At 60.1% G+C, this 10,012-nt stretch carries 9 protein-coding genes; 6 read left to right on the top strand and 3 right to left on the bottom strand.

Annotated elements, in window-relative coordinates; translation table 11 throughout:
* Window positions 1–2 precede the first annotated feature (2 nt).
* Complete coding sequence (locus ACW9IR_RS12770) at window positions 3–962, top strand: caspase family protein (protein WP_457463493.1); 960 nt, start codon at window positions 3–5, stop codon at window positions 960–962.
* The gene (locus ACW9IR_RS12775; protein WP_095120639.1) at window positions 962–1,447 is read left to right on the top strand and encodes a toll/interleukin-1 receptor domain-containing protein; all 486 of its coding nucleotides are present in this window, start codon (window positions 962–964) and stop codon (window positions 1,445–1,447) included. The genes ACW9IR_RS12770 and ACW9IR_RS12775 overlap by 1 nt, the downstream gene beginning before the upstream one ends.
* Before the next feature lie 60 nt (window positions 1,448–1,507).
* Here ACW9IR_RS12775 and ACW9IR_RS12780 read toward each other — a convergent pair whose 3' ends face one another.
* The 3 genes from ACW9IR_RS12780 to motA form a co-directional block, all read right to left on the bottom strand.
* Window positions 1,508–2,641 carry a sterol desaturase family protein gene (locus ACW9IR_RS12780; protein ID WP_095120640.1) on the bottom strand — a complete coding sequence of 378 codons (1,134 nt, stop codon included), beginning with the start codon at window positions 2,639–2,641 and terminating at the stop codon, window positions 1,508–1,510.
* A 91-nt stretch (window positions 2,642–2,732) separates the two neighbouring features.
* The gene (gene motB / locus ACW9IR_RS12785) at window positions 2,733–3,809 is read right to left on the bottom strand and encodes a flagellar motor protein MotB (RefSeq protein ID WP_457463496.1); all 1,077 of its coding nucleotides are present in this window, start codon (window positions 3,807–3,809) and stop codon (window positions 2,733–2,735) included.
* Between the two features lie 3 nt (window positions 3,810–3,812).
* Window positions 3,813–4,664, bottom strand: a complete 852-nt coding sequence (motA, locus tag ACW9IR_RS12790) for a flagellar motor stator protein MotA (RefSeq protein ID WP_007915795.1) — start codon at window positions 4,662–4,664, stop codon at window positions 3,813–3,815.
* A gap of 166 nt (window positions 4,665–4,830) precedes the next feature.
* Here motA and ACW9IR_RS12795 point away from each other — a divergent pair, with 166 nt between their 5' ends.
* From ACW9IR_RS12795 to ACW9IR_RS12810, 4 genes are all read left to right on the top strand, one after another.
* Entirely contained in the window at window positions 4,831–6,369 is a 1,539-nt protein-coding gene (locus ACW9IR_RS12795; RefSeq protein ID WP_457463498.1) for an HDOD domain-containing protein, read from the top strand.
* 42 nt (window positions 6,370–6,411) lie between these two features.
* The gene (rhdA, locus tag ACW9IR_RS12800; RefSeq protein ID WP_110719567.1) at window positions 6,412–7,236 is read left to right on the top strand and encodes a thiosulfate sulfurtransferase; all 825 of its coding nucleotides are present in this window, start codon (window positions 6,412–6,414) and stop codon (window positions 7,234–7,236) included.
* 9 nt (window positions 7,237–7,245) lie between these two features.
* Window positions 7,246–8,106: an archaetidylserine decarboxylase gene (gene asd, locus ACW9IR_RS12805; RefSeq protein WP_457463501.1), complete on the top strand. Its 861-nt coding sequence runs from the start codon at window positions 7,246–7,248 to the stop codon at window positions 8,104–8,106.
* Window positions 8,107–8,173: 67 nt separating this feature from the next.
* Entirely contained in the window at window positions 8,174–9,928 is a 1,755-nt protein-coding gene (locus tag ACW9IR_RS12810) for a molecular chaperone (RefSeq protein ID WP_457463503.1), read from the top strand.
* Window positions 9,929–10,012: the final 84 nt, after the last annotated feature.

Consider the following 10,012-nt stretch of genomic DNA (forward strand, 5'->3'; position numbering starts at 1 on the left):
CCATGCGCAAGGGACTGTTTATCGGCATCAATCATTACCAGCACGTGGCGCCATTGAGCGGCTGCAACAACGATGCGATGGCCATGGCGTCGGTGCTGGAACGCCACGCCAACGGGCGCCCGAACTTCAGCAGTAAAGTGCTGACCTCAGCTGAGGAAAACCTGACACTCAACACCCTGAAGCAACAGATTCAGAGTCTGTTTTCCGGTGATTGCAACGTGGCTCTGTTGTACTTCGCCGGCCATGGCCAGTTCGACACCAGCATCGACGAAGGGCTGCTGATTCCGCAGGACTTCAAACACGGCGGGGAAGGCATTCGCATCAGCGACATTCTGCTGTGGGCTGATCAGGCGTCGCAGATCAAAAACAAAATCATCATCCTCGATTGCTGCCAGGCCGGCGCGGCCGCTGCCATGCGCGGTTTGCGCGGTGGTAGCAGTGTGATTGGCGAAGGCATGACCATTCTCACCGCCTGCAAAAAAGAACAGTCAGCCCTCGAAAGTCGAGGCCACGGGGTATTCACCGATTTGTTGTTGCAAGCGCTGCACGGTGGCGCCGCCAACGTGCTCGGCAAGGTCACCCCCGGTAGCGTTTACTCTTTTGTCGACAATGCATTGGGTGCCTGGGAGCAGCGTCCGGTGTTCAAGACCAACGTTTCGCAGTTCGTGCCGCTGCGTGAAGTGGCGCCGCTGATTGCCGAAGAAACCCTGCGCAAACTCAAGGACTGGTTCCCCGAGCCGAGTTTCGTCTTCAGGCTCGATCCAAGTTACGAGCCCACAGAACCCTCGTTCGATGCGGATCACGGCGACGTCTTCAAACAATTGCAAATGTGCAACCGCCACAGCCTGATCGAACCGGTTGACGCCGAACACATGTACTACGCCGCCATCCACTCCACCGGCTGCCGCCTCACCGCCCTCGGCGCCTACTACCGCGAACTCGCCCTCAAAGGACACTTCTGATGCCCGTCTTCATCAGCTACCGCCACATGGATCGCGCCCACGCCATCGCCATCAACAGCCGCCTGATCCAGGCCAACATCAAAACCTACCTCGACGTGCTCGACCCCGAGTCGCAGACCACCGATGACATCACCGGGGTCATCACCCGCAACATCACCGAATGCACGCACCTGCTGGCAGTGGTCTCGGAAAAGACTGCGTTGTCGTGGTGGGTGCCGTTCGAAATTGGTGAGGCGACTATCAGCAATCGAAGAATCTGTTCGTTCAAGACAGGGCCGGCGGAATTGCCGTTGTACCTGGACAAGTGGCCGAAGTTGAGCACGGATAAAGATCTGAATTTCTTTATCGATGCGTATCGTGAGGAGGTGTCGAGCAAGCGTTCGATGACGCTTGATTCGAGCAATGAATCCTTTAGCGGCACCTACAAACGCAACGCAGAGGTATTCCACGACCAACTGAAAAACCGCATTCGGCGCGGTTTTTAGAGCCCATCGGCAGGCACAAAAAAGCCGCGTATCAAACGCGGCTTTCTTCAACCTCCGAACCTATTTCGGCTCAGGCTTGCGAAACGCATATAAATGCTGACGCACAATCCCGCCCGGCAATTCTTTGCCGAACACGCCGTAACGCACCGGCCACTCCTTCGGCGGCAATTTGAACGTGCCGAACAACATGTCCACCAGCGGCGTGTGGATCGCGTAGTTTTTGTAGATGTAATCCTTGTGCCGGGCGTGGTGCCAGTGGTGGTAGCGCGGCAGCACGATCAGGTAGTTCAGCCAGCCGCCGTTGATTCGCACGTTGGCGTGGGCCAGTACGGCCTGGACACCGACCAGAATCACATAGGCATTCAACGCTTGCGGGGCGAAGCCCAGCAGCATCAACGGCACCAGCACGCCGGTGCGGGTCAGCAGGATTTCGATAAAGTGCACGCGCGAGCCGGCGAGCCAGTCCATGTGCGTGCTGGAGTGATGCACCGCGTGGAGGCGCCACAGAAATGGCACCACGTGATAGAGCCGGTGCAGCCAATACTGGCCGAGATCCGCAACCAGGATTGCGAGCAGGAACTGCACCAGCAACGGCAGGCTTTGTACGCTGGTCTGCACGCTCGGCGACATCGCCCAACCGGCGATGTAACTCGACGAGGCAGTGATGAAGATCAGGATGAATTGCACCAGCATGTGGCTGACGAAGAAGTAGGTCAGGTCGGTGCGCCAGTGCGGGCGCAGGATGTTTTGCTCGGGATCCTTGGAGTAGAGCTTCTCCAGAGGAATGAACACGATGGCCGATACCAGCAGCGCCAGCACGAACCAGTCCAGACCCAACGAGTACGGGGTCTGCCCGATCGAGCTGACTTGTACGTTGGTGCCCCCAAGGAACACCGCCAGGCCCGATGCAACCAGACCGGTAATCCCCAGACGCTTGCGTTTGTTGAGCAGGATATTCAGGGTGCCGAGGCTGAACGAAACCACCAGACCGAGCAATAGCGTGGTTCGCGCGAACTGTTCATCATAGACCTTGCGCAGTTCAGCTGTGGTCAGCCACTCGGGAAACAGGAAGCAGAACACCGCCAGCAGGCTCAACAGTCCGAGGGTGGCTGATATATAGCCACTGACCCGCCCCTCGCCAAATTTGAAGGGTGCGTTGCCATGCCGTTGAAAATAGGCTTTGAGTCTTTCCATTTACTGATCTTCCGTGATTGCGAAAACTGCGACTGGTCATTGCGACGCAGGCAGATACAAAAAAGCCACGGTAACCGTGGCTTTTTGTCGGTCACTGTTTCGGCGTGGGGGCCGGCACAGTGGCTGGAGGGGCAGCAGGCGCGGGCGCCACACTCCCCGGCTCAGGCGGTTTCGGCGCAGCGTCGTCGAACAGGTTCAAGCGTTCGCGCAGCTCGTGTGCAGGCACCGGTTGCTGATCCGCTGGCAGTGCGTTCGGATCAACCGGCGTCGCTGGAGCGGCGCCGTTCTGACCTTGATCCGCTGGCTTCGCAGCGTCTGCACCTTGCGCACCTTCGATGGCCGCTTGGGCTTTCTTGGTCAGCACCACGATATCGATACGACGGTTGACCGGGTTGAACGGATTTTCCTTGTCGAACAGCGCCGACGAGGCATAACCGACGACCCGCGCCACTTGCGCATCCGGATAGCTGCCGGCGATCAAGGCACGACGCGCGGCGTTGGCACGGTTGGCCGACAATTCCCAGTTACCGAAATCACCGGTGCCGGTGTACGGCTTGGCGTCGGTGTGGCCGCTGATGCTGATCTTGTTCGGCACCGCTTTGATGGTGTCAGCCATGGCCAGCAGGATGTCTTCGAAGTACGGCTTCAGGCGTGCGGAACCCGAGTCGAACATCGGCCGGTTCTCGGCGTCCATGATCTGGATGCGCAAGCCGTTCGGGGTGATCTCGAAGAGGATCTGGTCCTTGAACTTCTGCAGTTGCGGGTTCTCGTCGACCTTGTTCTGCAGTTCTTGCAGCAGCAGTTCCAGACGTTCCTTCTCGACCTGCTCGGCCATGCCTTCAACTTGCTCGGTGTCGACCGTGACCTTGTCGGGTTGCGGCTGGGATTTCACCTCAGGGTTAAGGGTGTTTTCCGGCGCCAGGGTCGGCGTGCCGCCCAGGTCGATGATGTACGGCGTGCCGCTTTCGGAAAAGCCGACCGGGTCTTTGAAGTAACCGGCGATGGCGATCTTCTGCTCCGGCGTGGCGGTGGACAGCAGCCACAACACCAGGAAGAACGCCATCATCGCCGTGGCGAAGTCGGCGAAGGCGATTTTCCACGCCCCGCCGTGATGCCCGCCGGCTATGCGCTTGACGCGCTTGATGATAATCGGCTGATTATTTTCCATTTCTTAGCGACCGCGAACGGCTTGTTCCAGCTCGGCAAAGCTTGGACGGTGGGCCGGGTACAGCACCTTGCGACCAAACTCGACTGCCAGCGATGGCGGCATGCCGGAAGCCGAAGCCACCAACGAAGCCTTGATGGCTTCATAGACGTTCAGTTCTTCCTTGGCATCGTGGGCCAGGGAATGCGCCAGCGGGCCGAAGAAACCGTACGCCGCAAGAATACCGAAGAAGGTACCGACCAGTGCCGCACCGACGTGCAGGCCGATGGACTTCTGATCGCCTTCACCCAGCGAGGCCATGGTCACCACAATACCGAGTACCGCCGCAACGATACCGAAACCGGGCATGGCGTCGGCGATGCCGTTCACCGCGTGGGACGGGTGTTCGAGGTCTTCTTTCAGGCTGTACAGTTCCATGTCGAACAAGCCTTCCAGCTCGTGCGGGGCCATGTTGCCGGACGACATGATGCGCAGGTAATCGCAGATGAACGCGGTCATGCGTTCGTCTTTGAGCACTGCCGGGTACTTGGCGAAAATCGGGCTCGCAGCAGCATCTTCGATGTCGCCTTCGATGGCCATCATGCCTTCGCGGCGGCTCTTGTTGAGGATCTCGTAGATCAGCCCGAGCACTTCCAGATAGAACGTGTGGCTGAAGCGCGAACTGAACATGCTCAGGGATTTCTTGAGCACGTGCATCGTCATGTAGCCGGGGTTGGCCTGCAGGAATGCACCGAGTGCAGCACCACCGATGATCAACACCTCGAAAGGCTGGATCAGGGCGGCAATCTTGCCGTGGGAGAGCACGTATCCGCCGAGCACGCTCGCGAATACGACGATGATGCCGATAATTTTAGCCATAGGTAGAAAGTACTTATTTAAGTCGGGTTCAAGGTCATATTCGGAAGTTAAAAAATCTCTTCTTCTACTTATCGGCAAAACTGCGCCAGACTATAGCCAGTTCAGGCGAAAAGCCAATTTAGCCCATGCCGGGCGCGTCTACAGTCAGTGAAGATCCCCTCCAGACATGGCTAATGAAACGAACGTCCCACACGCAAAACCGACCACCCTCGACGGCTGGGTAAAGTTGCTCGATGGCGTGCGACTGCCCGTGCCGCAAGAGGCTCACGACAAAGTCTGCCGCGCGATCCGTGACAACCGCAGCTCGCTGCGCGATATCGCCGACCTGATGCAGGACAGCCCGGCACTGGCCTTGAGCATCATCCGTGAGGCGAATCGTCACACCCACGGCACCATGGCCGCGCCGGCGGAAAATCTTGAGGTGGCGATCAACCGTCTGGGCCTTGCCCGCACCGAAGAATTGCTCGCGCGCCTGCCCGCCGAACCGCAGATGCAAATCCCCAAGGCCCTGCGCCAGTTGCAGATGATCAGCCAGCACGCAACGCAACAGGCCAACGGTTTTTTCGCCAGTCGCCTGGCGCGGCTGTGGCAAGACATTCATTGGGGCAGCCTGTTGTTTCTGTCGCCGCTGTGGCCATTGGCGCTGACTTATCCGCAACTGCTTGAGGAATGGGAGCTGCGGGTTATCCACAAGGGCGAGTCGGCCCGCACCGTCGAAAAGCAATTGTTCGGCGTGCGCCTGCTGAAAATTGCCGAGGCACTGGTGCAGGCCTGGCATCTGCCGATCTGGGTGCAGCAAGGCTACAAACTGCTGCTCAGTGAACAGCGCGAACTGGTGAAAGTGCTGCGCATCGCCCGCGACAGCGAGCATCCGTTGCGCCAGCAGAATCGCCTCGACGATGACCCGACGCTGCGCTGCTGGCTTAATCAACCGGCTAATACCGTACTGCTGGCCAACGGTCTGGCGCTGTCGGCGCAACAAGCCTGGGACAGTCCGCACAGCGAACGCTGGCAGTACCTGACCAGCCTTTATCTGCAAATCTCGATGGACGAAGTGCAGCAACAGTTGCACCAACAAGCCGCCAACAGCGCGCGTTATCACGCGATGCCCGATTTGTGGCACCCGGCCGTTTCGCTGTTGTGGCCGTGGGGCACCCGTCGTTTACCCGCCGGCCTGTTGCCCGCCGCCGCGCCGACAGCTGAGGACCTGGGCCAATGGCGCAAGCAATGCGCCGAATTGCTGGCAGAACCGAGCCGCTTCACCAATGCGATGAGCCTGACCGTCGCCGCGCGCGATGCCTTGGCCGCCAGCGGCATGCGCCGGGTGATGATCCTGATGGCCGACCGCAGCCAATCCAGTCTGCGTGTGCAGCAAACCTATGGTTTGCCGAAAGAAGCCGCTGCACTGACTTTTGCCGTCAACCAAAGTAGCGTGCTGCAACGTTTACTCGCGCAACAAGCGCAGGTGCGCATCAACCCGGACAACAATGCACAGTTCTCCGCCCTGCTGCCGCCGAGCCTGCGCACGCTGTTTCGTGGCGAGCATCTGTTCCTGCGCTCACTGGTCAATAACGGCCGAGTGATCATGATCGTTGTCGCTGATCAGGGCGGCGGGCCGTTCGCCGACATCACCGTGCAAGCCTTTGGCAAAACCGCGCAGTGCATAGAAAAAGCCCTGCACAGCTTTAGCAGCCGTGGCCGATGAGGCTGCGCTACAATCCTCCCCTTTGTGCTCTGGAGACCTCACATGTCTGACTTCTCTGGCTTGCCGCTCGTCATCGAGCCGAGCGACCTGCTCCCGCGTCTCGATTCCCCTGAACTGATTCTGGTGGATCTGACCAGCGCTGCCCGCTACACCGAAGGTCATCTTCCCGGCGCACGTTTTGTCGACCCGAAGCGCACCCAGCTCGGCCAGCCGCCGGCGCCGGGCCTGCTGCCGGCCAAAGCCGATCTGGAAGCGTTGTTCGGTGAACTCGGGCATCGCCAGGACGCGGTCTACGTGGTGTATGACGATGAAGGCGGCGGCTGGGCCGGACGTTTCATCTGGCTGCTCGACGTGATCGGTCACGACAAGTACCACTATATAGACGGTGGTCTGCCGGCGTGGCTGGCAGATGGCATGCCGATGTCGATCCAGGTGCCACCCGCTGTCGGTGGCCCGCTGGCGCTGACCCTGCACGAAGAACCGACCGCCACACGCGAATACCTGCAAAGTCGTCTCGGCGCCGCCGACCTGGCAATCTGGGATGCGCGCGGGCCGCTGGAGTATTCCGGCGAGAAAGTCCTGGCCGCCAAGGCCGGGCACATCCCCGGCGCGGTCAATTTCGAATGGACCGCCGGCATGGACAAGGCCCGTCAGCTGCGTATTCGCACAGACATGCCGCAGATCCTCGAAGATCTCGGGATCACCAAGGACAAAGAAATCATTACCCACTGCCAGACCCATCACCGGTCGGGCTTCACTTATCTGGTGGCCAAGTCCCTCGGTTATCCGCGGGTCAAGGGCTACGCCGGTTCCTGGGGCGAATGGGGCAACCACCCTGACACGCCTGTCGAGATTCAAGGTTTTTAAGGACAACTAATGAAAGAGCGTCTGTTTATCCTCAGTCAGTACCTGCTGCCTCATCACCTGCTGTCGCGCTTGGCCGGCTGCGTTGCCGAGTGCCGCGTGCGCTGGTTCAAGAATGCCTTCACCCAATGGTTCGCCAAGCGCTACCAGGTGGACATGTCGCAAGCGCTGGTCGAAGACCTGACCGCTTACGAGCATTTCAACGCCTTCTTCACCCGTGCCCTGAAAGACGGCGCGCGTCCACTGGACGAAACCCCGGGCGCGATCCTCAGCCCGGCCGACGGTGCGGTCAGCCAGCTCGGCCCGATCAAGCACGGTCGCGTGTTCCAGGCCAAGGGCCACAGCTTCAGCGTGCTGGAACTGCTCGGCGGTGATGCGGCCAATGCGGCGCCGTTCATGGGCGGCGACTTTGCCACCATTTACCTGTCGCCCAAGGACTACCACCGCGTGCACATGCCGCTGGCCGGCACCCTGCGCGAAATGGTCTACATTCCGGGCCGGATCTTCTCGGTGAATCAGACCACCGCCGAAAACGTCCCGGAACTGTTCGCTCGTAACGAGCGTGTAGCGTGCATCTTCGACACCGAGCGCGGGCCGATGGCCGTGGTGCTGGTTGGCGCAATGATCGTCGCTTCGATCGAAACCGTGTGGGCCGGTCTGGTCACCCCGCCGAAGCGCGAACTGAAAACCTTCCGCTACGACGAAGCCGCCCGCGCGCCGATCCATCTGGAAAAAGGCGCTGAACTGGGTCGCTTCAAGCTGGGTTCGACCGCTATCGTGCTATTCGGCCCGGATCAGGTTAAATGGACTGAAGAACTCGCGGCCGGCTCGCCAGTACAGATGGGCCAAGGCCTGGCGCTGCCAAAAGCCTGATTGACCGTTGCGGGAGTCGCCTCAGGCGCTCCCGCAGATTGCGTTATTTGCTGCTATGGTTTTTGGCATGAGCCAGACCAACGCCTTGCCGCCCCTTCACGCGCCAACCCCGTCGCAAACGCGCCTGTCGTTTTGCGAAGCGACTCCGCGCGACCTCAAGCGCTGGATCGCCGACCTGCCCAAAGCCAACATCGGCGAAACCGCCCGCCAGTTGTATCAAGCCTTGGGTGAACTCAACCAATTGCTCACACCCAGCGACAATCGCCTCAATCTGCTGGAGCTGCTGCGGCCCGAGGTGTATTTCGTCTGCCTGCATCTGGAGCGGCACTTCCTGCATCAGGCAATCATGCTCGACGAGCGGTCGCGCAAGATCAGCAATCTCTGTCAGGCCCTGCAAAGCCATCTGGCCATCGGCTACAAACAGATCGTGCTGCGAATTGCGCCAAAGTACCGCAAGGACCGCGCAGCATTGGTCAGTATGGCTCTGCAGCGAGCAGCCCATGCACTCAAAGGCCAACTGCTGCGCGCCACGCAGCTGTATAGCTCGCCGCCGGAACATGTCTGGTTCGAACTGCATCAGCTGTATCGCAGCGCCGCTGAACTGCAACTGCAACACCGCGCCGTGCATGACGACTTGGCCAGCCTCACGACAGAGCTGAGCCTGGAGCAGACCTACATCGCCGCGCTCTTACTGGGCAGCGCTCGTTGCAATCAGTTGCGACAAAACCAGATCGCGCGGCTGGCCGACGTGTTAGAGCCGTGGAGCGCGCGGCTCAAGCTGCATCCCGCAAGCCCGGACGCCGGCCTGCTGGCGATCAGTGCAGAACTGGATGCCGGCCCACGCTACCGCAGCATGTTTCGCAGCGAGCAACAACGCGGATTGCTCGGTTTCGATCCGCAGCCGCTGGTGAATGCCATCGAAGCGCATTTGCTGCATCAGGACACTTCGGCGCCGCTGCCCGTCCCGGCCGGGCTGAGCTTCGATACCTTGCAACACCTGCACGCCAGCTGGGGGCAAGCGGCTGAACGCAGTTTTCAGCGCACCGTTGGCCAAGGCCATCTGACCGTGTGCGTGGGCATGAGCGCCCTGCACTTCTACCTCGGCGGCGAGCGCAGTTTCAGCGAACTGCTCAAGCTTCCCGGGGCGCGCTCGGCGAATTTCAGCAGTACCGTCGCCAAAGGTGAAAAGGACAGTTGGAGTCAGGCTTTCGACGCAGCCCCGCAGAGTAATGCCGAGCAGTTTTTGCCCTACGAGGAAATCCAGTACGACCATTTGGTCGAGGACGAAAGCGGCACCGACAGCACACCCCATTACCCGACCCATGCCCTGCCGGTGATCAACCACAGCCCCGGCGGTTATTGCCTGGCATGGCCAGAGGAAGTGCCCGCCGAACTGCAGGCCGGAGAAATGCTCGGAATACACGACAGTGTCAGTCTGGGCTGGAGCATTGCGGTGATCCGCTGGATCCGTCAGGTACGCGGTGGCGGCACGCAAATGGGCATTGAACTGGTGGCCCCGCATGCACAGCCTTGTGGACTGCAACTGGTGCGCTCGCGGGACGATCACAGTCAGTATTTGCGCGGATTATTGTTACCGGAGATCAGTGCGATCGATCTGCCCGCGACCTTGCTGGCACCGCGTTTGCCGTTTCAGGAAGGCAGCAAGGTGATGATCAATACCCAAGGCGAAGAACACCGCGCCGGGCTGGATCGGCGGGTGGCAAGTACGCACAGTTTCAATCAGTTTGCCTATCGCTCGCTGGAGGCCGCGAAAAATGGCGGGAGTGAGGAGGATTTTGATTCGTTGTGGAAATCGCTTTAAGTGCCCGCCGATGGATCGGCGGCGCTATCTTCGCGAGCAGGCTCGCTCCCACATTGGAATGCATTTCAACTGTGGGAGCGAGCC

It is taken from the genome of Pseudomonas sp. SDT291_1_S447, from assembly GCF_054070155.1.